26 protein-coding genes and 1 pseudogene are annotated in these 26196 nt (G+C 40.7%); 15 read left to right on the forward strand and 12 right to left on the reverse strand.

The genetic code is table 11. The features are described from left to right. Window positions 1-244 precede the first annotated feature (244 nt). The 4 genes from AAEY79_RS06930 to AAEY79_RS06945 all read right to left on the reverse strand — a co-directional run bounded on the left by AAEY79_RS06930 (window position 245) and on the right by AAEY79_RS06945 (window position 2517). Window positions 245-427 carry a hypothetical protein gene (locus AAEY79_RS06930; protein ID WP_352287789.1) on the reverse strand — a complete coding sequence of 61 codons (183 nt, stop codon included), beginning with the start codon at window positions 425-427 and terminating at the stop codon, window positions 245-247. A gap of 15 nt (window positions 428-442) precedes the next feature. Continuing rightward, window positions 443-577, reverse strand: coding sequence for a hypothetical protein (locus AAEY79_RS06935; RefSeq protein WP_264298306.1), 135 nt, complete (start codon window positions 575-577; stop codon window positions 443-445). Between the two features lie 93 nt (window positions 578-670). Beyond that, the gene (locus tag AAEY79_RS06940) at window positions 671-1114 is read right to left on the reverse strand and encodes a hypothetical protein (RefSeq protein WP_025650900.1); all 444 of its coding nucleotides are present in this window, start codon (window positions 1112-1114) and stop codon (window positions 671-673) included. Window positions 1115-1626: 512 nt separating this feature from the next. After that, window positions 1627-2517: a LysR substrate-binding domain-containing protein gene (locus AAEY79_RS06945; RefSeq protein ID WP_352287792.1), complete on the reverse strand. Its 891-nt coding sequence runs from the start codon at window positions 2515-2517 to the stop codon at window positions 1627-1629. Window positions 2518-2664: 147 nt separating this feature from the next. Here AAEY79_RS06945 and AAEY79_RS06950 point away from each other — a divergent pair, with 147 nt between their 5' ends. Next, window positions 2665-3528, forward strand: a complete 864-nt coding sequence (locus tag AAEY79_RS06950; RefSeq protein ID WP_201567632.1) for a DMT family transporter — start codon at window positions 2665-2667, stop codon at window positions 3526-3528. Window positions 3529-3781: 253 nt separating this feature from the next. Here the strand turns inward: AAEY79_RS06950 and AAEY79_RS06955 are convergent, their stop codons facing one another. The 5 genes and pseudogenes from AAEY79_RS06955 to AAEY79_RS06975 all read right to left on the reverse strand — a co-directional run bounded on the left by AAEY79_RS06955 (window position 3782) and on the right by AAEY79_RS06975 (window position 7721). Next, the gene (locus AAEY79_RS06955) at window positions 3782-4372 is read right to left on the reverse strand and encodes a recombinase family protein (RefSeq protein ID WP_144296423.1); all 591 of its coding nucleotides are present in this window, start codon (window positions 4370-4372) and stop codon (window positions 3782-3784) included. 546 nt (window positions 4373-4918) lie between these two features. Beyond that, a complete protein-coding gene (locus AAEY79_RS06960) occupies window positions 4919-6082 on the reverse strand; it encodes a zinc-dependent alcohol dehydrogenase (RefSeq protein WP_025645663.1) in 1164 nt (387 codons plus the stop codon). Between the two features lie 329 nt (window positions 6083-6411). Continuing rightward, window positions 6412-6603 (reverse strand): annotated as a pseudogene (locus AAEY79_RS06965) (IS3 family transposase); the annotation flags it as partial. 22 nt (window positions 6604-6625) lie between these two features. Next, a complete protein-coding gene (locus AAEY79_RS06970) occupies window positions 6626-7399 on the reverse strand; it encodes an IS3 family transposase (protein ID WP_352287795.1) in 774 nt (257 codons plus the stop codon). Further along, a complete protein-coding gene (locus AAEY79_RS06975; RefSeq protein ID WP_025650489.1) occupies window positions 7347-7721 on the reverse strand; it encodes a transposase in 375 nt (124 codons plus the stop codon). The genes AAEY79_RS06970 and AAEY79_RS06975 overlap by 53 nt, the downstream gene beginning before the upstream one ends. A 254-nt stretch (window positions 7722-7975) precedes the next feature. Here AAEY79_RS06975 and AAEY79_RS06980 point away from each other — a divergent pair, with 254 nt between their 5' ends. From AAEY79_RS06980 to AAEY79_RS07010, 7 genes are all read left to right on the forward strand, one after another. Then, on the forward strand, window positions 7976-8968 hold the full coding sequence (locus AAEY79_RS06980; protein ID WP_025651576.1) for an IS110 family transposase: 993 nt from the start codon (window positions 7976-7978) through the stop codon (window positions 8966-8968). Between the two features lie 353 nt (window positions 8969-9321). Next, a complete protein-coding gene (locus AAEY79_RS06985) occupies window positions 9322-11022 on the forward strand; it encodes a phosphoethanolamine--lipid A transferase (RefSeq protein WP_350588359.1) in 1701 nt (566 codons plus the stop codon). 44 nt (window positions 11023-11066) lie between these two features. Continuing rightward, window positions 11067-11753, forward strand: coding sequence for a response regulator transcription factor (locus AAEY79_RS06990; RefSeq protein ID WP_025653172.1), 687 nt, complete (start codon window positions 11067-11069; stop codon window positions 11751-11753). Between the two features lie 46 nt (window positions 11754-11799). Further along, a complete protein-coding gene (locus AAEY79_RS06995) occupies window positions 11800-13146 on the forward strand; it encodes a HAMP domain-containing sensor histidine kinase (protein ID WP_352287798.1) in 1347 nt (448 codons plus the stop codon). Between the two features lie 861 nt (window positions 13147-14007). Beyond that, on the forward strand, window positions 14008-14481 hold the full coding sequence (locus AAEY79_RS07000) for a diacylglycerol kinase (RefSeq protein ID WP_173239454.1): 474 nt from the start codon (window positions 14008-14010) through the stop codon (window positions 14479-14481). 76 nt (window positions 14482-14557) lie between these two features. Continuing rightward, window positions 14558-15325, forward strand: coding sequence for a PAP2 family lipid A phosphatase (locus AAEY79_RS07005; RefSeq protein WP_350588361.1), 768 nt, complete (start codon window positions 14558-14560; stop codon window positions 15323-15325). A 281-nt stretch (window positions 15326-15606) separates the two neighbouring features. Beyond that, window positions 15607-16407 (forward strand): hypothetical protein, encoded by an 801-nt coding sequence (locus AAEY79_RS07010; protein WP_350588362.1) that lies wholly within the window; start codon window positions 15607-15609, stop codon window positions 16405-16407. Between the two features lie 55 nt (window positions 16408-16462). Here AAEY79_RS07010 and AAEY79_RS07015 read toward each other — a convergent pair whose 3' ends face one another. From AAEY79_RS07015 to AAEY79_RS07025, 3 genes are all read right to left on the reverse strand, one after another. Beyond that, window positions 16463-17473 carry a sterol desaturase family protein gene (locus AAEY79_RS07015; protein WP_352287802.1) on the reverse strand — a complete coding sequence of 337 codons (1011 nt, stop codon included), beginning with the start codon at window positions 17471-17473 and terminating at the stop codon, window positions 16463-16465. A 474-nt stretch (window positions 17474-17947) separates the two neighbouring features. Further along, window positions 17948-19510, reverse strand: a complete 1563-nt coding sequence (locus AAEY79_RS07020) for an ATP-binding protein (RefSeq protein WP_173239451.1) — start codon at window positions 19508-19510, stop codon at window positions 17948-17950. 13 nt (window positions 19511-19523) lie between these two features. Beyond that, a complete protein-coding gene (locus AAEY79_RS07025; RefSeq protein WP_025653166.1) occupies window positions 19524-20255 on the reverse strand; it encodes a heavy metal response regulator transcription factor in 732 nt (243 codons plus the stop codon). 300 nt (window positions 20256-20555) lie between these two features. Between AAEY79_RS07025 and AAEY79_RS07030 the strand changes: the two genes are divergently transcribed. The 7 genes from AAEY79_RS07030 (at window position 20556) to AAEY79_RS07060 (ending at window position 26167) form a co-directional block, all read left to right on the forward strand. Continuing rightward, the gene (locus tag AAEY79_RS07030; RefSeq protein ID WP_025653165.1) at window positions 20556-20882 is read left to right on the forward strand and encodes a hypothetical protein; all 327 of its coding nucleotides are present in this window, start codon (window positions 20556-20558) and stop codon (window positions 20880-20882) included. 139 nt (window positions 20883-21021) lie between these two features. After that, on the forward strand, window positions 21022-21288 hold the full coding sequence (locus tag AAEY79_RS07035; protein ID WP_025653164.1) for a hypothetical protein: 267 nt from the start codon (window positions 21022-21024) through the stop codon (window positions 21286-21288). Between the two features lie 176 nt (window positions 21289-21464). Continuing rightward, complete coding sequence (locus tag AAEY79_RS07040; RefSeq protein ID WP_025653163.1) at window positions 21465-21740, forward strand: hypothetical protein; 276 nt, start codon at window positions 21465-21467, stop codon at window positions 21738-21740. Window positions 21741-21848: 108 nt separating this feature from the next. Next, complete coding sequence (locus AAEY79_RS07045) at window positions 21849-22469, forward strand: cytochrome c (RefSeq protein ID WP_025653162.1); 621 nt, start codon at window positions 21849-21851, stop codon at window positions 22467-22469. Between the two features lie 130 nt (window positions 22470-22599). After that, complete coding sequence (locus AAEY79_RS07050; protein ID WP_352287805.1) at window positions 22600-23268, forward strand: DUF411 domain-containing protein; 669 nt, start codon at window positions 22600-22602, stop codon at window positions 23266-23268. A 108-nt stretch (window positions 23269-23376) separates the two neighbouring features. After that, window positions 23377-25080 (forward strand): copper resistance system multicopper oxidase, encoded by a 1704-nt coding sequence (locus tag AAEY79_RS07055; RefSeq protein WP_352287807.1) that lies wholly within the window; start codon window positions 23377-23379, stop codon window positions 25078-25080. A 25-nt stretch (window positions 25081-25105) separates the two neighbouring features. Next, complete coding sequence (locus tag AAEY79_RS07060; RefSeq protein WP_352287809.1) at window positions 25106-26167, forward strand: copper resistance protein B; 1062 nt, start codon at window positions 25106-25108, stop codon at window positions 26165-26167. Window positions 26168-26196: the final 29 nt, after the last annotated feature.

Here is a 26196-nt window from a genome sequence, read left to right on the forward strand (position 1 = left end):
ATTTGAGTATTTGAGTATTTGAGTATTTGAGTATTTGAGTATTTGAGTATTTGAGTATTTGAGTATTTGAGTATTTGAGTATTTGCTTAGCTATAACAGCTATCAACTGACGCGAGCACTTAGATGTAGCTTGTATTTCAGAATAACTACGCCCAGATTTCAGAAGGCTAGCGATAATCTTACGTTTCTCGGTATCTTTCCTACGTCCCGAATACTTACTTTCTAGCTTAGCACGAGAAATACCTTACATCTGACGGTTACGTCGATCTTCATAGTCCTTTCTAATAGCAGCGAGCATATCAAGTAACATTGAATTGATGGCTTGCAACACGCTACTCATAAATTCAGTGCTATTCTCAGATTGAAGCGCCATATGTGAGGTCGGCAGCTCTTTTGATACGACTGCCAACTTTTTCTCTGATAGCATTCTTTTGAGAGTAACCTAATCAGCTTGTTTCAAACGTGCTAAGCGGTCAAACTGCTCAACCAAAATCACATCGCCTTCGTGGGTTTGAAAAATGAGATAGTGTATCGCCAAGATAGGTGTAGTTTGATTTTTACTGTCAGGCTGCGTCACTAAAATCCGCGAAGTTTGTTACTACGGATTTGATAGTAGAGATCAGATGGATTGACCATCAGTTCGTCATACACAAAGAGTTGTGCCACAAGTCTACAACCCTCCATTATTATTTTCAGAGTGAAGACTTACCTGAGAGCTACCTTCTTGATGCTCATCTTTATTCTCTTTAAGGTTGGTCCGGCTCTCGTTATTTTGTTTTGTTCTAATACCATTCAATTCAAGGGCCGCTGCAAAAGCATGCTTATCAGGCATACTAATATGGTTTTCATTTTCTAATGGCCTATCTCTTTCAGATAAATGAGCAACTGATAACAGTTGATCGTTTTTTTTCTGGTCTTTAGTATTGAAAGTATCTACTAGAAGATATAAAGAGACTGGAATTAAAAAAATTGCTATTATTATTCTTTTGGTGAGCGCCTTGTTAGGACGAGACTTCCATTTATACAGTGGTGCCAATAACATGAGTACGCAAATAATGGCTAGTAAAAAATTAAAGAAGGAGTCTGCGATGGAATTAAATACATTAGCAATCATAATCTAATCCTTATGCATTACTTAACTTTTTTATTTGTATTGTTTCTAGGTTTAGTCTAAAAGTCAGTTCTAAAGTGGGCTGATAGATAATATAGTATTTAATCCTTAAAAGTTAACGATGTGAGATAAAAACTAGAAATTACTATGTAAATTATTAGATCAAGATTTTCTATAATGTCTTTTGGCCTACTGCAGTTAAATCTATACTACTACTGAAAATTAGTGTTGTCATTACATATGCTCTAGTTGAAGACAAACTTATTCTGCAGTTTAAGGTTTAGCGAGTTTCTTCTTTGTAAATATTACTAATAATGACTAAATATGATGAGCTTTATTCCTTTTAAATTTCAACCTATTAACTTATCTTATTTAAGATCAGATAAAATAAATGACTATTTATTGAGGATATGAGTCTTTATGAATTGTTGATCGGGATTTTCTAAATCATCATTTTAAACCCCTATAACAAATCATAATTTGATCTTTTGATAACAAATAAGGTAAAGAGTTTTTTAATTACATTGGGATTTCAGCCATTCGCTTAATTTAATAATATCATCCTGATTATTCTTTAATTCCTTGCAAACGAAGTAAAATTGGTCCCCTGTTAGAAATTCGTGCATTGGAATTCTAACGATATTTTGTTTATAAGCGTCATCCTGCATCATATAATTATTGGTAAGAGTAATGCCCAGATTGTACCTTGCGGCTTCTATCGCTAGTAGTACATGACTAAAATGATTTATCTTTATATCGCTTGGCAATTCAAATCCGCCTGCCTTACACCACCGCAGCCAATCCTCTGCTGTATTCACGCTTGTATCTGCATATCTCACAGACAATATTGGATGCCGCCACAATGCGTCAGGAAGGGGTTTATCTCTTATTTTCTCCCAAAGCTTTTGACCACACACAGGATATAAAGCTTCAGTAAATAAAAACTTACTGATGAAAGCATGTGGAGGAGGATCGACGGTGATATAACAATCGGCCCTTTGCTCATTATAATCAGAGGGATAATTAACCATATCTAAAGTGAGTTCTATTTCTGGATACTGTCTATAGAAGTCTTCTAGTCGAGGAATCAACCAATTCACTGCGACTGAACTGTACAGAGCTAAGCGTATATGCCCAGGTTTTCCATGTTTAATAATCTGACTACTATCTGAAAGTAGACCCAATGCGCCACTCACATCTGTGAAATAACGCTCACCAACCTCTGTCAACGAAAAGGTCCGGCCTTGCCTGTAAAACATTGCTTCCCCAAGATACTCTTCAAGGATGCGTATTTGGTGACTCACGGCACTTTGTGTCACATTGAGGCTTTCTGCTGCTTTTGAAAAGCTGTTAAGCCGTGCAACGGACTCGAAGCACTGTATTGCACGCAGCGGTGGTAAATCCATTATTACCTCAGGTAATACTAAATATGTTTTATATCATTATACATCATACCGTTACTTGAATATACTGCCTGACAGATCGTTAAATCAGCATGAACCCATTGGGGTTTTAACAGTTTCTGAATTTAGAGTAGGGCGAGGAGGCTAAGAATGCCAAAGATGAGTGTTGCATTTGCCATGACGCTATTGGTACTAGGAAATATCATTGCGGTCTTCTCAGACGCCTTGATAAAGGCCTTGCCCTCTGAGACGGCGGTATATCACTTTATCCTGTTTCGTCAATGCACAGCGGTTTTAATGCTGTTGCCATTTTGCTTAATTAATAAAAAGAACAAGTTATTCAGTAATATAAAATGGCACTTTGTTCGTAGTCACGTGTGGTTGTTAGGTGTGATATTCATGGTACTGTCTCTTCAAGTATTGCCTCTCGCGACTGCGAACGCCATTTTTTATGCCGCCCCTTTATTTGTATTACCACTAGGTTTTTTATTTTATAAAGACAGATTAACCTTTCCAATTATAGCGGTATCTATGTTAGGTTTTGCTGGTATCCTCGTTATCGTACAACCAAAACAGATTAATTCAGGGGCAGTTTTTGCGCTTATAGTAGCGGTAACCATGGCGATAAACAATCTCTTAGTTCGTAAACTTCCACAAAATCATTCTGTCTATCAAACGCTACTTTTGACTAATTTATTAGGAATCCCGTTCGCGCTTGGGTTGGCTATTTGGGAGGGACAGCCATTTGACTGGCACTCATTGATTACGGCCGCCAGTTCAAATGTATTTATTTTGATTTATGCGGGTATATGCGTACAGGTGTACCGACACATTGAAGCGTACAAAGTCTCTAGTGCGGAATACTCAGGTTTACTAGGAGCGGTGGTGGTCGGAATCATATGGTTTAACGAAGTACCAAATATGACTTTGTTAATAGGTTCTGCGCTGATTATCCTACCTTTGATATGGCTTGCTACTCTTGAATCTATGAGGTTTAGACAAAAAACTGGGTAGGATAATAGCTTTTAAAACCTAATCAAGCTGATGTGCCATAAATAATAAGAAATAATAAAAGTTATGAATAAGACTAAAATGTTATTTAACGTTTACATCGGTTCATGCTTGACGAAACTGTAGATTACTTGTTAAGCACTATAATAAGTCGGTTGCATGATTAAAAACTTCCAAGTTGGTTCTTATGTATCTAATAGTATCGTGTCTATAAAAAAGACAAACTGTTATTTAAAATACCTCAACTATTCAGCTGTTAGCCCTGCTTTAACACCCGATAAACCGTAGCCACCCCAACACCAACCGCCTTAGCAATCTCCTCTTTCGTCATATTGTTTTGACTGGCCAACTCTCTAATACGATTATGTTTCACTGTATTGGCTTTCTTACCTGTGGGCTTATAACCACTATTCGCTAACCCCTGCTTAATACGCTCTCTACGCTTATCGTTATCAAGCTTTGCCATCGTTGCTAACAAGTCGATCAGCATATGGTTAATCACTGCTAGGATCTCACCTGTCATGCCCTTACTTACCGTATGTGTGGTTGGTAGATCGGCCACCACCAATCGCAAGCCTTTGTCTTTGATGCGCTGCTTTAGAATTGCAAAATCATCTTGAGATAGCCTGCTTAATCTGTCCACGCTTTCAACCAGCAGAATATCGCCTTGATCAGCGTCCTTTAATAGCTTAGCTAATACTGGCCTATCGAGCTTTGTACCACTGAAATGCTCAACGTACTCAACATGGTTATCGTTATAGCTTTGGCTAAAGCTAATCAAGTCAGACAAGGCTCTCTTAGCGTCTTGATCCTTAGTGCTGGCTCTCACATAAATACGAACGGTCATAACGCCACCTATATTATTTAGACTTAATAACCAATGTTCATTGATAATAATAAGATATTACTATCATTTAACATTAATAACAAGCCTAATGATAGATATATTATCGTTTAGAGGTTTTATTTTTTAGGTATAGTGCAATGGGAAGATAGAACTAAGACAATTAAAGAGCTGATTAAAGAACTCCAAAGTTTTGGGGATCAAAACTTGATTGTTATGATAACTAATGATGAAGGTGAAACATTTAACTCGGTAAAGTTGGTTAGCAAAGGGTTTGTAGCTAATAAAGATGATCCTGATAAATATAAGAAAGTTTATTGTGCTTTATACTTCTAAGCTTTAAGACCATCTAAGACAGTTAGTTAGTTTTTTTAATCCCTAAACCCATGAAAATCGGTTGGGGGGTGATTTTTTTGCCGTGTGCAGAGAAAAGTAAGTCAAAGATTTTTTTACTAGCTGCTTTAGCGATAACCCTTATTTAAGATAATCTCGTTAAAGCAGCTATGACCTAACCTTTAAATGTTAAAAGTAAAGGGTAAATTTGAAAAATTAAGGAGTTAAAATGACTTTACGACATTCTTCTTCACGCTTTTCGAAAATTTCATAACCTTTAGCAGCGTCAGACAAATTCATACGGTGAGTAATAATAGCTTCAGGTGATAAATCACCATTTTCAATATACTCTAATAATTGTGGTAAATACTTGTGTACATGGGTTTGGCCCATTTTGAAAGTAAGCCCTTTATCAAAAGCGTCACCAAATAAGAAACCATGAATGGGTCCTGCATACACACCAGGAACACTAACGACCCCGCCACGACGCACAGCTGCAATACATTGACGTAAAGCTGCACCACTTGACCCTTCAATTTTCAAATTGGTCATTATTGTTTCTAGCATACTGCCTTTGGCTTCAAAGCCAATCGCATCAATAACGCCGTCAACGCCGCGATGTCCTTTGGTCTGTTCAATGATGAATTCAGCAGCATCTACCTTATCGAAATTAACCGGAATAGCCCCGTACGTATCTTTGGCATACTGCAAACGGTAGTCATTATGATCTACCACGAAGATCTGCTCAGCGCCTAACATTTTAGCACAAGCTGCTGATAACAACCCCACAGGACCCGCACCATAAATAGCTACGGTTGAACCTTTAGTAATATTGGCATTAGTCACGGCCTGCCAAGCAGTTGGTAAAATATCTGATAAAAATAAAACCTTCTCATCTGACAGTGAGCCATTTACTTTGAACGGATTAAAATTACCTTTAGGAACCCGTACAAATTCTGCTTGTCCACCAGGAATCCCACCATATAAATGGCTAAAACCAAATAAAGCAGCCGGTGGCGGAATTATTTTTTTATTAATAGCAGCGCCTGGGCCTGTATTTGTAGTCTCACAAGCGGACATTAGGTCATGCTGACAGAAAAAGCAGTTACCACATGCAATAACAAAAGGAATAACAACTCTATCGCCTTTTTTAACAGCAGTGACTTCAGAGCCTACTTCTTCAACCACACCCATAAACTCATGACCGAAGATATCGCCTTCCTCGGTTGCAGGCATTTTGCCACGATATAAGTGTAAATCTGAGCCACAAATTGCAGTTGCAGTCACACGTAAAATAACATCATCTTTTTCTTGCAGTTTAGGTTCTGGGACATTGTCCACTCGCACATCTTTAGCACCGTGGTAAGTTAAAGCACGCATAATTTATCCAATTAAGTAAAGCTTGCAAAATCGCGATAAACCAATAATCTGTGATAATACAAGATGAAAGTTATTAGAAACAGTGGTTTATGTTATCTAAGTTAAGTATTACTCAATTATATTAGCACCTTGAAAAAAAGATTTATAATCAACGTGTGTTAAAAAGGTTGCGTGTTGTAAGTAAAAAATTGTAGTGGTCAACTAATTTAGGACACTAATAAAATTCAAACCTACATTGCCATTCCTTATAACCCTGAGTCGAGAACGGATAATAATTATAAGCGTTGGGGCAACTTTTATGACCGCCAAGATCTGTTTATAGTGGTCAACTAATTTAGGACACCTTCTAAGAGGTTTTTATTAAAGTAACGTTTTTCTGTTTCTACTGGTGTTAAATAATTGTTGAAACTATGCGGTCTCACGGTTTGATAGTAGCCCCAGATATAATCACTAATGGCGCTCGATGCTTCAGCGATATCCTCATAACCGCCCTTTGGCATCCACTCGGTTTTAAAGCTCCTAAAGAAGCGTTCAGTTGGCGCGTTATCCCATGAGCGAGGATTGGCAAAGCACTGCTTTGCCCGAGTGCAAGGCGGAGGGCTGTGCCCGTAGTGGGTTTCCTTTGCGGCTCATACTCTGCTTCATATCCTTACAGTCAGCTATCGCGTCAGCGAACTCTTTACTGGTGTAATGCGTGCCTTGGTCAGAGTGGAACAGCACACCGCTTGGTTTAAGGCGAGTCTGATACGCCATCTTTAGCGCTGATGCGGTCAAGGTGCTATTAGGTGAATCGGATACGCTAAAGCCAACCACACGGCGAGCAAACAAGTCTAAAACAACCGCTAAGTAGCACCAGCCACCTTTGATACGGATGTAGGTCACATCGCCTGTCCAGACTTGATTAGGCGCATCTGGGTTAAAGTTTCGGTCTAAAAGGTTGTCATAGGTTATATGCGCCTCGTCAGCGTGTTTGTATTTGTGGGTCTTGAGCTGGCAGCTGACTAAACCCATTCGCTCCATAAGCTTAGTCGCTAAGTAACGCATTAGCTTAATGCCATACTCGTTAGCTAAAATGGCAACTATAGTCCGAGCCCCTGCTGATTGCTTTGAGTCGTTGAATATTTGGCGTATTAAAGACTGGAGTTTGACTCGCTCAACATCAATAGGCTTAGTCTTAATACCATAGTAGTAACTACTTCTAACCTCATCAAACAAGTCACACAGCTTCTTCTTACTTAATCTTTTGTCCTGCTCTGCCAGCTTTTTAATCAACGATAGACGTTGAGGTTGTCCGATGCCAGCAGAGCTGAAGCCCACTCGAGCATAGCTCTCCCCTTGCGTCGGGGCGAAGCAGTGCTTCGCTTAATCCCTCCTCATTTAGAATGTCTTTCTCTATCTTAAGCTGTCTGACTTCTCGCTCAAGCTCTTGTATGCGACGCTGATCATCAGTTAATGCTAGACCTTTAGTTGGACGAACGCCTTGCTGCTCTTTTTTATACTTGCGTACCCAGTTGTCTAAGGTTGAGATGCCGATGCCTAAAGACTCGGCTACTTCTGCAACTTTGCGATTGTGATCAACCACTAAGCTAATGGCTTCTAATTTGAATTCTCGGGTATATTCTCTACGTTTGGTAGTCATACTGTATTCCTTCTTTGGGGTAGTATAACCTTGTATCTTGAATAATCGCTTAATACTATCGATGAAAGTTGATAAAATAAAGCAGTTATTCATGAGCATTGAGAGTATGAGTATAACCTTAGTGCCTAGACACTGTGTAAGAGATTATGCCCAATGCTCATCCTATCATCTTAATATTCTGAATGGTATCCAAGTGCCTCGACATCTTATCAGATGCCATGAGTGACACTGCATAAACAAGGGAAGACAATAAGATGACACATTATATAGGCATAGACGTTAGTAAAAATAAGCTAGATATTGCATGGCTCAAAGACACTGACAAACTAAAATTCAAAACTAAAGTCTTTAAAAATGATCACAGTGACTATGCTGCTCTTATCAACTGGCTAATTGCTAACATTACTGATGACTTAAACAACATCCACATAACCCTTGAAGCTACAGGCGTCTATCACGAGAACATCGCCTACTACCTATTTGATAAAAAGCTTAACGTTAGCATCATCAATCCTGCTTACGTCAAAAGCTATGCTGCTAGTTTAGGAAGTCGCAACAAGACGGATAAGAAAGATAGTATGTTATTAGCCCGCTACACCTATAGTGCTAAGCCTAAATTGTGGACACCGCCGCCAGCAGAGGCGCGTCACCTCAAGTCTTTACTGTCGCGCTTAGACGCGCTACAAGAAGACTTACAACGTGAGCTGAATCGATTGGAAAAAACGGAGGCCACAGACACCGCTCCTATCGTTAAAGCGTCTATTGAGCAGATGATAGTCTCTTTGCAAGCCGCCATTGTTAAGCTCAATGGTGATATTGATGACCATATCGATGGTCATCCCAATTTAAAGCAAGACCAATATCTGCTACAAACTATTAAAGGCGTCGGCCCTGTTGTCTCAAAGCAGATGATGTCGCTGATGCATAATAAGCAGTTTAGTCAAGCGTCGCAAATGGCAGCCTTTTTAGGTCTAGTTCCCAAGCATAGTGAATCAGGGCTATTTAAGGGCAAGTCTCGCTTAGCAAAGAATGGCTCAAGTGCCGTAAGAGCTAAATTGTATATGCCGGCGCTAGTCGCCATTAAGCATAATCCCGACATTAAGGCGCAGTATGAGCGACTGCTTGCTAACGGTAAGTGCAAAATGCAGGCTGTCTGTGCGGCGATGCGTAAGCTTGTGCATATTTGTTTCGGCGTGGTTAAACATCAGCAACCTTACCAAGCAAGAGTTGAGCTAATTAGCACTTGATTTGGCTTTTTTAAGATGGTATCTCTTATAAGCTGTCCAATTTTATTATGCCACTACAGTCTGTTGAACATTCAAATATTAGGACTGCGCATTGTCTAAAAAATAGCCACTGCCAGTGCCACATTTGAATGTTCAACAGACCCTAAGCAAACTGTGAATACTTAGAGTTAATACTATCGATAGAATTGCCTAAATCAGAAATGTAACCAACACTACTATCTCATTGTTCAGTCTAATGAATCCTGATACCCACTCAAACTATCCCTTAATCCAACTGTCTTAACGTCTTCTTAACAGAGCACTTGTTATCGTAAGGAATTGCATTCCTTATCATTCTGTTGAGAAGCCCCACTATGTCAACCTCTCAAGCACTTAGCACCGATATTACCGAAGCCAGTACTAAAAAAAGCTATCTACGCAATCTCTTTAATCGTGAGATCAATCTCAGTTATTTGATTATCATCGTGGCTCTTTATATAGTCGCTACTGCGAATTTTGGTTTTTTTACACAAGTGCTAAGTATCTATCCTGTTAGCACTAATATTGGTTTTATCATTTCGATCATAGCCTTGTTGTTAGGCTTGATGTGGCTGATCTTTCAGTTGTTGTGCTATCGACCCATTGCAAAGCCAGTGCTCATCGCTATGGTATTGATAGCGGCTGTATGTGGTTATTTTACAGACGCTTACGGTACGATATTTGATCGTAGTATGCTGATCAACAGTATGCAGACCGATCGAGCAGAAGCGATGGAGCTGATGTCGCTAAGTTTTTTTATTCGGGTATTTCTGCTAGGTGTTGTACCCGCTGTTCTTATTGCAAAGATTCGTATCAAACGAGTGCCTTTACGTCGAGCATTATTGCAAAGGAGCGCGACTTTAATCTTGTCTGTCGCTTTAATAGCCGTCGCTCTACTACCTTTTGGGGATCAATACGCGACCTTTTTTCGCCAACATAAAATGGTTCGTAGCTACGCCAATCCCATTACTCCTATTTACTCTGTCATCAAATTGGGTACCGATTACGTCGATGAATTACGTCGTCCTGACACCTTGATAGCACATGCGACAGATGCCAAACGTCTCACTGCTACTGCGGGAACTAACGCTGCAAAACCTAAACTCATGGTCTTTGTCGTCGGTGAAACCGTTCGCGCCGATCACATTGGTCTTAATGGCTATAAGCGCGATACGATGCCTCTTTTAGCTAACCAGCCAGACATTTATAGCTTCAAAAATGCCACCTCTTGCGGCACTTCTACCGCTTATTCTGTACCTTGTATGTTCAGTTATGCCAATCGAGAAAACTATAATGATAATAATTCGGACTACAACGAGAACGTATTAGATACGCTATACAAGCAAGGCGTCAATGTTGTGTGGCGAGACAATAATTCGAGCTCTAAAGGGGTGGCTGATAGAGTGACCTTTGAAAATTACAGGACAGCTGATATCAATCCAAATTGTGATGTTGAGTGTCGTGACATTGGTATGTTAAATGGTTTTGATACTTTAGTTAAGTCAGATACAAGGGTAAAATCGGACGTACCAGCTAAAGACACGCTTATTTTATTGCATCAAATGGGCAACCATGGTCCTGCGTACTACAAACGTTATCCTAAAGAATTTGAAGTGTATCAGCCAGTATGTATGACTAACGAGCTGTCCAAGTGCGATGATCAGTCCGTCATCAACGGTTATGACAATGCCATTCGTTATACTGATTACTTTTTAAATAACGTTATTGATACGCTAAAAACTTATGAGCAGGATTATGATGTGACGATGGTATATATCAGCGATCATGGAGAAAGCTTGGGTGAAAATAACATCTACTTGCATGGTTTACCCTATGCCATAGCGCCCGATGCTCAAAAGCAGGTACCCGTCATTATCTGGTCGCCTACTAGCAACAATATTGATAAAAGCAGCCTTGCTAGTATGATTGATCAGCCGGTATCACACGATTTTATTACCCCGACTTTACTTAATTTTTTCGGTATTACGACTGACGAAGTAGCAGCAGCACCGACATTTTTTAAGTCTGTCTATTAAGATTTTAGCGCTAAGCACTGCTGACATTTATGCATGAGATAACTATGTACAAAATACTTATTATTGAAGACAACCCAGATATCGTGGCCAATATTTATGCTTTTTTTGAGCCTAAAGGCTTTGCATTAGACAATGCGCATAACGGCATTAGTGGCTTAACACTGGCTTCGAACAATCGCTACGACGTTATCTTATTGGATGTCATGCTACCGGGTATGGATGGTACAAAACTGTGCAAAAAACTCAGAGAAGACTTCCACAACAAAACCCCTGTATTGATGCTAACTGCTCGCGATACGATTTTGGATAAAGTTGCAGGCTTCGATAGTGGCGCTGATGATTATCTGGTCAAGCCTTTCTCACTCATTGAGCTAGAATCTCGCATCAAAGCGCTTATACGTCGCCATCAAGACGACCATTTTCATCACAGTATCAATATCGGCAAATTGTCCTTGAATACAGAGGAACACACGATTACCCGAGAAGGCAAAGCGTTAAAACTGACACCAACAGGGTTTAAAATATTAGAAGCTTTGATGAATGCGTCGCCCCGAGTCGTCAGTAAAAGCGAATTGGAGGAAAAGGTATGGGGTGAGGATATTCCTAGTAGCGATGCACTGCGTACCCATATGCACAGTGTGCGTGCCCAAGTCGATAAGCCGTTTGCTGACATTATGATAGTGACGGTGCCTGGTGTTGGTTATCAGATTATTGACCCAGATAAAGTGTAAAATCTGTTTACTACCTTTACTACCTTTGCCACTACGAAGTGATGCTATGTTCAGAATTGACTCTATCGTTAACAAGTTTCGAATATCATACTTTTTATTTGCCGTACTACTGTGCGCGACTTTCGTCAGCATTTTTGTGTATGCAGAGACGAGGATGGAGAAAGAGCTGGTAAAGGCACGCCTGCTACAGCAGCTAGAGCTGAGTCAAGAAAAAGAAGGCGAGCTGGCTGTCTATGTGGCAGATCCAGGTATCAAAATTTACCGCTATGATACTGCGCCTGAAGATTTGAAAACTATGGCCGATGATAAAGTGCAAGAAACCTCTGTCACGGTTAACACTAAAACAGGTACGACCAGAACCAACCTGCACTTCTTTGCTTATCAGCAAAATAAACAGAAATTTATTTTGACTTACTTAGAAGACAGAGAAATGGTATTGGCAAACTACCCTGTTTTAGCCATCTTTGAACATTTAGAAGACATCTTTGCCAATGCCTTGAGAGTGGCTGTTATTTTAAGCTTGCTGATTGCCATCATATTCTCTCAGCTATCCTCAAAGCAGATTACTAAGCCGCTACTAGATCTAAAACAAGCGGTAGAAAACGATCACCAAAATTTAACCGAATTGACTCATTTGCCGTCGGAGGTTGACGTCTTAGCACGAGCGATTGATCAGAAAAATCATAAGTTAGAGCAGTACCTCAAACGTGAGCAGCTATTTACCGGCGATGTAAGCCACGAATTGCGCACGCCTTTAACGATTATTATGGGTGCGTCAGAAGTACTGGCCTCCCAATTAGCAAGCGATCACTATTTGAGTGAATTTACTGAGCGCATTAGTACGACTGCTAAAGAAACCTCCGAGATTATCAGCGCGTTGTTGCTACTCTCGCGCGCCCCTGAAAAACTGGACGCACCGCAAACCTCTATTAATACGATTGTATTAAGTGAGATGAAGCGCTTAAAGTATCTGCTGCGTTATAAAACGGTGACTTATACCGTAGTCGCTGAACAAGAGTATTCTGCTAATGTGCGCCCTGAACTGTTAAAAATGGCGCTGGGTAATCTGATTAAGAATGCCTTTCAATACACAGATGATGGTGAAGTCAAAGTCACTATTGATGCAGAAAAAATAACGGTCACCGATACAGGCCTAGGCATTCCCGAGTCTATGATGCCGTTGCTGTATGAGAGATTTGAGCGTTTAGATCAGCAGAATGATAGCACTCCATTATCTACAGATTTGCTGGCTGACGATTATGCGAGCTATAAAGTTGAGGGTACAGGACTGGGTCTTAGCATCGTGCAGCGCATCATGACGCATATGGGCTGGCAACTGACCCATCAAGCCAATACCACAGGCGGCAGTACCTTTAGTATTTATTATAAATAACGATGACAGTGGCATAATTTTCATTAAAAAATGAGTGTACCCATAATGGCACTTACCTTAAATGTCCTCTTCAACCTTGATAGAAAGCAACGGCTGATACCATCATAAAACTAGAAAATTTTGAATTTCAGATTATTATTACCCCGCTAAAATAATGCTTAGTAATCTAGAGCGTGTCTTCAATTCACTCGATAGTCATCTAAATGGGCTAAAAATGGCTAAATCTTGCCAAACATCGTCAAATAGCTTGTTAATATCCCGATATTATCTACGCTATTTTTCTTGTTTGACGGCAATTTATCTCATTTTTATCGCCATCTTTGAAATGAAGACACGCCCTAATTAAAAGTATTTTATCTTAACGCTTTCTTAACAGCGCTAAGCACATACTGATACCCAAGTGCTAACCAGTGCCCTCCTACACTGGGATCATCACAACAATAATTATATCGGTGATTGCACTTTTATTATATTTTCGCTTTTATTGTATTTTCACTTCAACCTCAATAAGCAGCAGTAGCTGATACCACAGCAAAATCAGGTATCAACTACTGCTTTTTAGTATGTGCAATCTACAGGCAAAATATCCTAAAGACGCGACGGTATTGCTGATGTATGGGTCATACTTTAAGCGAGGGTAACGCTGCTACTCTTTTGTAGTATAGTTGATTCAATTTAAAAGTAGTACAAGGCAACCGAGTGTAGATGTATATTTAATACTTCAAGCGAGGTTAACGCAGTAATACTTTTATAGTGGAATGACTATAGATGGGCGATGCCTTAACGCTTTCTTAACGTGCCTTGTCATATACTTAAGATTCTGCCAGCCACTCTAATCTAAATGACCAGTAAGCAACTAATATGAATAACCTCAAACCTATTACTCTCGATCATGATGCCGCACATCCTGATTATAAAAATCAGCCAGTATCTGGTGATTTTCTTGTAGTAGATAGCTTTGCGAGTAATGCTAAAGGTAAAACAGGTTTGGCGCGTATTTTAAAAGCCACAGGATATTCTATAGATGGTTTTAAAGCGGCTTATCAGTTTGAAGCAGCGTTTAGGCAAGTTTTTTGGCTCAATCTCGTATTATTCATAGCCATTATATTTATGCCTTTTAATATCGGTATAAAAATGATGCTGGTGGTTGCTTCCTTTTTATCCCTCATTGTTGAGTTGATTAATACAGGTATTGAAGCCAGTGTCGATCATACCTCAACCGAGCAACATCCCTTAGCAAAAATAGCCAAAGATGTCGGCTCTGCTGCCCAGTTTTTAGCGTTATTACTGCTGTTTGTGTTGTGGACAATGGCCTTAATAAACCTGTTATTTTGAATAAAACATCAGTTTTATAGCTTAAGCGTTTGCAACTTAATAAACGACAACTTAATAAATTGAGTAAGGCGCCTCAATGACTCTAAAAAATAACCTGACCGATTGGATGTGGCTGAAGCTCCTTTGCTTGACCATTATTGCCGCTCTAACCTTTGAGCACAGCCAGTTTGATATTCGTATTAGTGAGCTTTTCTATACCAACGGTCAATGGCTCCTCCAAAAAGGTGCTCAGCCTTACGCTTTTATCTTTTATGATGGACCTAAAGCGCTATTAATCTTCTCAGCTATCTACTTAATCACGATTTTAATTATCAAATACAGACAACCTTCGAGCACTACTTCTACCATCCATTATGGCAAGCTCGACAGATTTATTATTCCTTTATCGGTTCGTGAAATAAGTTATCTGCTGACTATTCTTATCGTCGTACCTTCTAGCATTGCACTCTTAAAAGGAGTCACCCATGTCAGTTGTCCCAATCATTTGACACTGTTTGGTGGCGAGCTTCCTTATCTAAATATTTGGCAAAATATAGTCGCGAATACGCCTGCCAAGTGCTTCCCAGCCGCTCACGCTAGCGCAGGATTTTCTTTGTATGGTTTAGCATTCTTACCCACTTTGCATAAGTACCGCTATAGAATATTTGAAATAGTGACTGTCTTAGGCTGGACAATGGGGATGTATAAAATGCTGTTTGGCGATCATTTTTTTAGCCACACATTGGTATCAATGCTGCTTTCACTAACAATTACCTGTGCGCTTGCCAGCGTATTTTTTAAACGAACGGCCCGTCTCAAAGCTCACAACCTTACTTTAAGCAGCACAGTTGATTCAGTCAAATAGCTATTATAGTCATTCCACTATAAAAGTATTACAGCGTTAACCTCGCTTGAAGTATCACATATACATCTACACTTGGTTGCCTTGTACTACTTTTACATTGAATCGACTATAGCACAAACTCGCTCAAGCCTTCTGCCCTATAATTTATAGGGTTTTTTTGTCAAAAAATTTCAATGAATTTAGAAGGCCCTATCTTGACACTTTCTTAACACCTCTATTGATAATTTAGTCATGTCAACAATATGACATTAAATTTGCTTATCGACAGAGTGAATCCACACATGAATACAACCTTAAATACTCAATACCCATCCACCGCTGCAGATAATGATTCCCTATTAAATGCTTTGTCCAAAGTTCCAGAGGTTACCCTGCTTTTTTGGATAATCAAAGTGGCTGCTACGACACTTGGTGAGACGGCAGGCGACGCCTTATCCATGTCGCTCAACCTAGGCTACATCGTCAGTACTGGTATATTCGCTGTGCTATTTGGCATAGCGGTTGCCACTCAAATTAAAGCCAATTCGTTTAATAAATGGTTGTATTGGACGACGATTATTGCGACAACGACATTAGGCACAACGATAGCAGATTACGTGACGAGATCACTAGGAATTGGCTACGCTGGCAGCTCAGCGTTACTGGTAGCGCTACTTGGGGTATGTTTAGTCATATGGCAAAAAACGATGGGCAGCATTGCCATCGATAGTATTAGCAAGCCCAAAGCAGAGGTGTTTTACTGGACGACCATTATGTTTTCGCAGACGCTTGGTACAGCACTTGGTGACTGGGTCGCAGATACCAAAGGCATGGGCTATACAACGAGTGCCATCATCTTTGGCTCTTTATTAGCACTTATTGCTGTGATGCATTTCGGTACGAAAATATCAAAAACGCTGCTATTTTGGAGTGCTTTCGTTTTAACTCGGCCTTTAGGAGCTGTACTAGGTGACTTTTTAGACAAGCCTATCGATCATGGTGGTCTGGCATTGAATCGCTTTGGCGCTTCGGCAGCGCTGTTAGGATTTATCATTGTCTGTTTATTAATCTTTAAACAACGGGCTAGTACAAAGGCTCATTGATATAAAGAAACCTACCTGAAAATGTGAGATGCCTGTAGATACTGCATGCTTATAGTCAATGAATTTTAGCATCGCTACAAGGCGACCGACCGCAGATAGTACACTGAGTACCTCTAGAGCGGGTAACACCGTAGCGGTTTAAAAGTGCTCTGACTATATTATGAATCAGGCCGTATCGTGCTTTCAAATGAGTGCTTATACTTTGAGGCTTACTAGCACCTAACGATGTTGCTGTCTTTTTGTTCTTTTGTGCCTGCAACTCACCTTGCTCTATTTCTAACGGCGTTAAGCCCTGCTTTTTCGCTTTTAAATACCGTAAATAGGCAGGGATATGCGTTTTACCTAAATATTTATCCAAATAAGGTAAAAAGCCAGCATAGTTGCCTTTGAATTTGGCATGATGAAAGTCGTGATAGATAGGCCCTTGATACATAGGCAACAAATGCACAGGATTCCAAGGAATATCATAACCAATGTGTCCATCCGCCCCTTCGACCTGACGTAGAATGACCCACATCCAAACCACATAGATATGCGCGCCTAGCAAGATAGGCCCAACCAAGGTGAGCATCGCGGTCAATGAATACTCAATCCAGTGCATGTAATTGCCATTGATACCGCAGGTATTACGAATGCGATGATGGACGCTATGAATATGCCGCAACAACCATTTATTCTCATGCATATAGTGATGCATCCAGTAGTATAAAAAATCATCAAGTAGCACAAAAAATATCAATTGCGCGATGATAATATACCAAACAGGCAGTGTGCCTTTGTGGACGCCAGTCAACTGCAATAGTGGCCAACTAACCACTAATAACGTCGCCAAAATAAGGTTGTTGACCACGATACGACCAATCGAAGGCAACAGGAATTTCTTCATCTCGAACGGTTTTTGTTGAATCTTGTATTTGCGCAAAGACAGCGGATCTAACCAAGCCACCACCGTCCATGGAATGGCTACCACCAAAAAAGCTGCCATACTAATGGCAAGAGTCGCCATAGGAAATTGCCAAAACCAAAGGTTGTTGTAAAACCCTTGCCAATACGAAAACACATCCATATGTCACCTATTGTCTTAAAGTAGCCGAGCTGTTGCTCACTATCAATTGCTGTACTGTTTTAATAGCTATAGTCAAAATATCCTAAAAACGCGACGCTATTGCTGATATCAGTTTTTTGTCGCCTCTGTCTGCGCAGGCACAGCAAGCAAGAAAAATGGATATCAGCAGTGCCTGATGGTTCAATATTACTTTTCACTGACTATACACTGTTTTAATAGTAGCAGTGGTCAAGCAAGACACCCTAAACCGAGAATGGCTAATAAGTATGTTACCTTAAAACACGATAACATTTGTTGATTATATAAGCGGTCATTTAGGCTGTTGCTAAGCTTATCAGCGCCGACTAAAACGATTTTTTGACTGGTAAAACCCTCAACACGTCAAGCCTCTAACGTGTTTTTAAGACAGCGTTTCACTTCCATCACTTCCATTGCTGCGATTTTAAACATCAATCTCGTTTTTTAGAATAACCATCAGGCAAGCAACAGTTCTACCGCAATCTCAAAAGTATACTCATCTCTGATGGTGATACTCACCCTACCTTTATGAGCATTGGCGATAGCCTGCACTATAGACAACCCTAAACCTGTCCCTGAATGCTGGCTGCTGCTTTTGTCGTGACGATAGAATCTCTCAAATAATTTATCGGCATCACTTTGACTTAACGGTTTTTCTAAGTGATTCGTCAAGGTGATTTTTAACCAAGATTGCTTTGAGATTTGATTATGGTTCTTTGCCATATTGAGAGTGTCAGCTGTATAAAAAGCATCAGCCGTATTAAGAGCAAGAGTATCGGAGGCAGCACTCAAGGGAACGCTGGTGGCTGATATAGCGATAACACTGTCACTGGCCGCATAATAAATGGCATTTGACATGAGATTGGCAAACAGCCGTTGCAATAAGCCTTCATCCCCTAATACCGTTTTAAAATCTCCTGATTTCGAAAAAGTTATGTCACGATCTTCGGCAATCATTTCATAGTAGTCTGTGAGCTTGGTGATTAAGTTTTCGGTATCTACTCGACTCACTTGCGAGTCACTCAGCCCTTTTTGGGTTTTTGCCAGTAGCAACATATTATTGATCATGGCTGATAACTGCTCAAGCGTATCGTGCTGATGATGCAATTGCTCAATGTATTCCTCATCCTTTCGCGGCTTATTCAACATCACTTGCGTTTGTGTACTCAGCGTCGCTATTGGCGTGCGTAACTCATGAGCGATATTGTCCGAAAACCGTGACAAGGATTCAAAATTACTTTCGAGCTTGACCATCATAGCGTTATAAGATTCCGCGAGCGGCCTTAGCTCCAATGGCATATCACTAACGATGACGCGCTCATCCAACCTTTCAGGATTAATGCCTTTCATCTTTTGAATAATAGTTGCCAAAGGTGCAAAACCCCAATAGACGCTCAATGCCGCTATGGAAACCAGCAGTAAGGTAATCGCAAATAAAATCATACTGAGCTGGCGATTAAACTGTAATAAATACTGATGATGCACGTCGATCGGTAAGGCGATAAGCGCGAGCATATTACTGTCTTCAATAATCATCGCCCGATAGCGTCTGTCATTGATATTAATGACAAACTGCTGATCGTCATTATCCTGTTGCAATGACCATAAGTTAAAATCTACGCTGAGCTCATTGGCAAAGTTGCTAGGGGTACTCGATAGTAGGCGTCCCTCTTTGTCAGCAATGATGGTCTTTAAATCGTAATCTTGCTGAGAAGAATGTAGATGGTTAGCGCTTTCTGTTGCCGTTGAAAGAAGTGGCTTTTCAGAAAGTGGGTTTATAGAAGATGGCGAGCTTAGTAGGTTTTGAAACGTTAGCCGGTCATCAGAGTCTGTTGCTCGCTTACGTAAATTAAAAGCTGCGTGGGTAATAATCTCAGCATCCATTTGTTCAAAATGCCCTTTGACAGAGCGCTGTACCCAAATATAGATGATGACTTGTGAGACGACCACGAATATCGTTAGCAAAAATACCGTGCGCCATAAGAGTGGTAGGCGGCGGTTGTCAAATTTATATCTCATGTTACTTGGCTTCTTACTTAGCGGCAGAATGTTGCGCTTCGATACTGGGGTGTGTAGTGGTATCGCTATCGACCGCATCCAATCGGTAGCCCATACCCCGTACAGTGTGTATCAATTTCATATTATGATTGTCGTCTATTTTTATGCGCAGGCGTCTTATCGCCACATCGATCACATTGGTATCATTGTCGAAGTTCATGTCCCACACTTGAGAGGCGATGACCGAGCGCGGTAATACTTCACCACGGCGCTCCAGCATGAACTGTAACAAGGAAAATTCTTTCGCGGTCAGTTTAATAGGCGCGTCTCCCCTATGCACAGTGCGCTTGGCAATGTCCATTTTGAGATCGGCTATTTGCATGAGCGTACTTTTATAGTCCGATTGATTGGCGCGCCTTAACAAGCTTTTGATACGAACGATTAATTCTGCAAAGGCAAAAGGCTTGGTCAGATAATCATCGCCACCAATCTCGATCCCTTTTATTTTGTCACTTAAATCATCTTTCGCCGTCAAAAACAGCACGGGCGTATGCTTGCCAGCAGCTCGGTAATTACGTACCAGCTCAAAGCCACTAACGTCAGGCAGCATGACATCCATGAGTATCACACTAAATTCTTCAGTCATTAAGGCATGATAGCCATCCAAGCCTGTCAGGTGATGGTCAACAATAAACCCCGCTTCCGTTAGCCCTTTCTTTATATACTCTCCAAGTTTTTTCTCATCTTCTATCAATAGCACTTTCATAGTTTTTCCACCTAATGTCATTATAGTTATCAATAAAGTCTATCAAGCCCTTTGTCATAAACGATTGCTTTGGATAAAAGTATATTCTGACGCCTAATATTAAGAGAAGAAAGATGACAAAGTTGTATTGTTTATGACAAACATGTCATGTCTCAGTCATCAAGCTGTCAGTCACCATTTAGTATTATAAATCAACGCTACATAGAAGCTCTTCTATAATACAGATAGATTCTATAAATTCAGCGGTTATTTTAATTAGACATTCTATTACTCATCTACTCATCTTTAAAAGGACTTCACATGAAAAATTATAGTTCACTCAAAAAAGCGGTACTACTATCAGCATCGATGCTTATCGGTGTAACAGCGGCTAATGCGCATACGACCAATCTAAGCACTTCAATTATCGATAGCTGCGATAACGTTACCAAGTTTGCTAAAAACCTAGATCACAATAATGCAAATGTATCGGATGCTGAAATGAAAAGCTATATCGATGCTAGAGTTGCTTGTGAAGTTCAGCATCAAGATCAGCACTTGCAGTCTGAAAAGGATTTCGTGAACAAATATGGTCGCGATCGCGATAGAAGCCCTCAAGTCATACTAAAGGATTCTATTAAGAATTAAAATCTAGAAACGTTAAGATGACAATATTGTAATCTTATTGTCATCTACCAGTCAGAAAGAATAAGGTATCATCTAAACCAATTTAACAGTCTTGACATTAAACAGACTCAGGCGTTAATAAAATAAATAGGAATTAATTATGTCATTATCTAAATCAATCGCTGCCACTGCTGTAGCTCTAATCCTTTCAACCTCAGCTATGGCGCATTCTCCAGAGATGCATGCGAAAAAAGATAGTATGAGTTGTGAAAAGATGGAGAAAAACATGCAAATGATGGAAAAAATGCAAAAAATGGATCATAGCAAGATGGACATGAACGACCCTGCCATGAAAGCTATGATGGCGAATATGGGCAAAATGAAGCAAATGCATGAAAAGAATTGCGCTACCAAGGACCAAGGATAATAACTCTGATAGTCACAGCGCTTCTAAGTAAATCTAGCTTCGATAAATGACGAGTCAAGTTCAACCACAAGCTTTGTTGGGCTTGACCTCATTAAATACTAAACTAATTTTAACAGCAGTAGACTTTAAACAGATTCAGGCGTTAACAACTTTCAATAAATAAATAGGAATTAATTATGTTGCAATTTAAATTACTGTCTAAATCAATCGCTGCCACTGCTGTAGCTCTAATCGTTTCAACTTCAGCTATGGCGCATTCTCCAGAGATGCATGCACAAAAAGATAACATGAACTGTGAAAAGATGGAAAAAAACATGAAAATGATGGAAAAAATGGATCATAGCAAAATGAATATGGATGATCCTGCCATGAAGTCAATGATGGCGAACGTAGGTAAAATGAAGCAAATGTACCAAAAGCATTGTGTCACTAGTGACAATGATTCTAAGTAAATCTGACAGCGCTAGATAAAGAGTCAGGGTCAACTATTAAAACTCGTAGACCCTGACTCTATCAAATACTAAACTAATTTTAACAGCAATAGACTTTAGGACAGACATATGAAATTTTTATGGGGTGCGCTTTTTACCGTGTTTGTGGCAATCGTTGGGGTCTTTGCAGTTGTTAGCAGTGGTATTGTGAATATCGGTGCAGATCAAGGGCATACCCCACTGGTTTATAATTTTTTAGAGACGGCTCGCACGCGCTCTATAGCAAATGCTAGTAAAGATATTGTAGTGCCAGATCTAAAACAAGTGGATATGATCAGCTCTGGTGGTGCAGACTACAAAGATATGTGTGCAGGTTGTCACTTGGCTCCTGATGTAGAAAAAACAGATCTAAGCGAGTATCTGTATCCGCGTCCGCCTAATTTTACTAAGGCTGAAGTTGTCGCGCGTTATGATAATAAAGCGGGGGCACAACAGAACTTTTGGGCGATCAAACACGGTATCATGGCCTCTGGTATGCCAGCATGGGGCGCAACCCATGATGACGATAGAATGTGGGCGATGGTGGCTTTTATTAGAACGCTACCTGAACTAAATGCCGACCAATATACAATGCTCACCACAAGATTTAATAGCGATATGATGGACATGGATATGAATGATATGGACATGGAGATGATGGACGCAGATATGATGGATATGTCGGGTGAAGGTGCTGAGATGCAGCATTAATTGTTGAATAAAAAACGCAGTGCTAGGTAGTACTGCTTTTTAGGCTTTAAAGCTTGCTCGTATTACTTCATTTAGTGGTCGGGCGTGATTTTCTAAAATACTCAATAATCAAACGCTCAGGAGTGGTTTTATGGGACGCTATACTAATATATTCACTAGTGGACATAACCGGGTATCAGGTCGTGTCCTTTTATTGTTAACGGCATCCTCACTATCGTTAACACTAGCTGCTTGCAGCCAAGCTAATACTAGCGCCTCTGATTCAGAGACAGCACAACCAAAAGAGGCTGTTGTTGCTACGCAAACAGCACAAGAAGCTGAAGTTGCTACGCAAGAAGTAGAAAAAGCTGAAGTTGCACCGATTATGACCCCCGTAACCACTCAGTCCACGTTACTCAAAAATGTCTCAGCAACGGTTTATAAAGATCCAAACTGTGGCTGCTGCAAAGAATGGGTAGGCTATGCCGAAGGTCATGGTCTAAGCGCAACTGCGCAAGACGTTACAGATTTATCTTTATTTAAAGAGCGTTACGGTGTCCCGCAGCAAATGCGCGCTTGTCATACCACAGTGACAACCGATGGCTATGTGTTTGAAGGTCACGTTCCTGCCAAATATATGGCACAGTTCTTAGAAAACCCACCGGTACAAGCGATTGGACTTGCCGTACCCGGTATGCCAGTGGGTAGCCCTGGCATGAAATATCAGGATAAATTCATGCCGTATAAAGTCATGCAATTGAACAAAGATGGCAGCACAGAAATATATGCTACTATTGAGTCTCCAGCTCAGCAACTGTAAATTTAGTTTTACTTAAATAGTGTTTTAGTTAACTTACTGGTAAGTTATTGATGTATTATTAAAATACAGGCTTAAATACCATCTCGTAAAATAAATTAGGTCAACATTATGAATAATAAGAACATGTTTAACCGCAGGCGTTTCTTGACAGGGTCATCCACCTTGCTTGGAGCGTCAATGCTATCCACGCTGCCATCCATTGCTAATAGTGCGCTAAGCAAAGGTCAGCAAAACGTTGTCGTCAATAGTGATAAAGCCGATCATGTCGTCCCTATCTTGACGGGTAATGAGTTTGACCTTTACGTCAGCGAAAAGATGATTACGGTTAATGGTAAGTCAAGTATGGCGACGCTCATTAATGACTCATTGCCAGCGCCGACGCTTAAGATGCAAGAAGGCGATACGGTCATCATCCGTGTCCATAATCAACTGAATGAGTCGACCTCTATTCATTGGCATGGCTTACTCGTTCCGTTCGAGATGGACGGCGTGCCTGGCATCAGCTTCGATGGTATTCCTGCGGGTAGCACCTTCACGTACAAATTTAAACTGATACAGTCAGGCACTTATTGGTATCACTCGCACACGGGCTTTCAAGAACAGACCGGTATGCGCGGTGCTATCGTCGTTGAGGCTAAAGGACGAGAACGTCACCCTATCGCAGAAGACCATGTCATTTTACTTAGTGATTGGACGCACCGTGATCCGCATAATTTATTGAAACTACTAAAGCAGCGTTCTGACTTTGATAACTATCATCTGCCAGACTTCAAAAAGCTGTTGTCCGATATTGCCGCCACAGATATGAAAACTGCTTTTGATAAGCGTAAAATGTGGAACAAGATGCGCATGATGCCGACAGACTTTACGGATCTGTCTGGTGAAAACACCTTTACCTACCTTATGAATGGCAAAACGACAGCCGCTAATTGGTCGCAACTGGTCAAAGCTGGACAGCCGGTCAAACTACGCTTCATTAATGGCTCAGCGCAGACCATATTTGATGTGCGAATACCGGGTCTCAAAATGACCGTCGTCTCAACGGATGGTAATGATGTCGCACCTGTCGATGTTGATGATTTTCGTATTGGTGTTGCCGAGACTTATGATGTCATCGTTACGCCTACCAAAGATGCGCATACGATATTTGCTCAAAACATAGATCGTTCAGGTTTTGTTGCCACTACGCTTGCTACCAAAAAAGGGGCTCGTGCTGCGATACCAGCGATGGATAAAATCGAGTGGCTCACCATGGCAGATATGATGGGAGCTATGGGTGCGAATGGCTATGACGCCAAGCACGCCAAAACAGAATATGACTTTAAGTCCGATATGCGCGTAGATAGTCCGCGTACGAATATCGATGATCCAGGCATTAACCTGCGTAAGATTAATAGAAAAGTTTTGACTTATAGTCAATTGAACTCTGTCGGCGATGAAATAATGGCTGAACAGCGCAAACCTACCAGAGAGATTGAAATACATTTAACGGGTGCTATGGAACGCTATATTTGGGCCATGGATGGTGTTATGTTCAAGGACGCACCGCCAGTCAATATCAAGCCAAACGAGCGAGTGCGTATTACCTTAGTCAATGACACTATGATGAACCATCCTATGCACTTACATGGTATGTGGAGTGATGTGCGTGCGCCTAATGGTGATTTTCAGGTACGCAAGCATACCTTTGTGATGCAACCGGCACAGAAAATTAGCTTTGATGTGACAGGAGAGGCTGGTCGATGGGCATGGCATTGCCATCTGCTCTATCACATGGAAGCCGGTATGTTTAGAGAAGTTGCTGTTGTTTAATAAACCTTTGAATATGAGCCTTATTATGAAAAAATATAAAGTAGGTCTATCGTTTATTGGCATGTCATCTTTGCTACTACTAATGTCACCTTTAGCAAACGCTGCTGAGATGTCGAATATGGATCACAGTAGCATGGACATGTCCGGAATGGATATGTCAGGTATGGACATGTCGGGTGATATGTCAGGTATGGACATGTCGGGTGATATGTCAGAGATGGACATGTCGGGTGATATGTCAGAGATGGATCATAGCAAAATGGACATGTCGAATATGGATCACAGTGGTATGGATATGTCAGGCGATATGTCGGGCATGGACATGGCAGGTATGGATCATGGAAGTATGAGTATGGATACGGCTAGTATGCAAGGTGGCGATGCTCCAGCCGATGCTCGTAGTTCAGATTACTCTAATGGTGTTACCTATGGACAATATGATAAGCCGGTAATGATGGGTAGTGCACCATTATGGGGCGTGTCAGTAGGAACCTTAGGCTATCAGTTTGAGGACGATCAAATCGATTTTGAAGCTGAAGGATGGTATGGCACTGATAGCAATCGTGTCACTCTACGCAGTGAGGGTAGTGCCCAAACTGAAGGTGATAAAGAAATCGATAGTCTGACCTCGCTCGCTTACTGGAAGCCTCTCGGTATCTATTGGAACGGAGAAGCAGGTGTCGCTTATAATACTGAAAACGATAAGTCCGCAATCATGGCTGGCATTGTCGGTACAGCGCCGTACTTTGTTGAGACTGACGCTAGAGCCTACGTATATACTGATGGACAAGTCCAGCTTGATCTTGGTACAGCGTACGAGTGGCGCTTAGCTCAGCGTTGGATTGTCAGACCAGAAGTGCAGTTGACTGCTTTCAGTAAAGATGATACTGACAACGGTATTACTAAAGGTTTTAATGAGCTTGAAACTGAAGTTCGGTTAGCTTATGAAACCCTAAGTCGTCAATTATCACCCTACGTTGGTTTTAGTTATGCATCAGCCTTAGGGGATGCACGAGACTTACGCCGCCAAGAAAACGTAGCCGTTGACTCTAGTAGTGTAACCGCTGGCGTAATGTTCTGGTTCTAAATTATAAAATGTCCATTATACCAATATTG

The organism is Psychrobacter sp. GW64-MNA-CIBAN-0177 (genome assembly GCF_040309585.1).
GTDB lineage: Bacteria > Pseudomonadota > Gammaproteobacteria > Pseudomonadales > Moraxellaceae > Psychrobacter > Psychrobacter okhotskensis.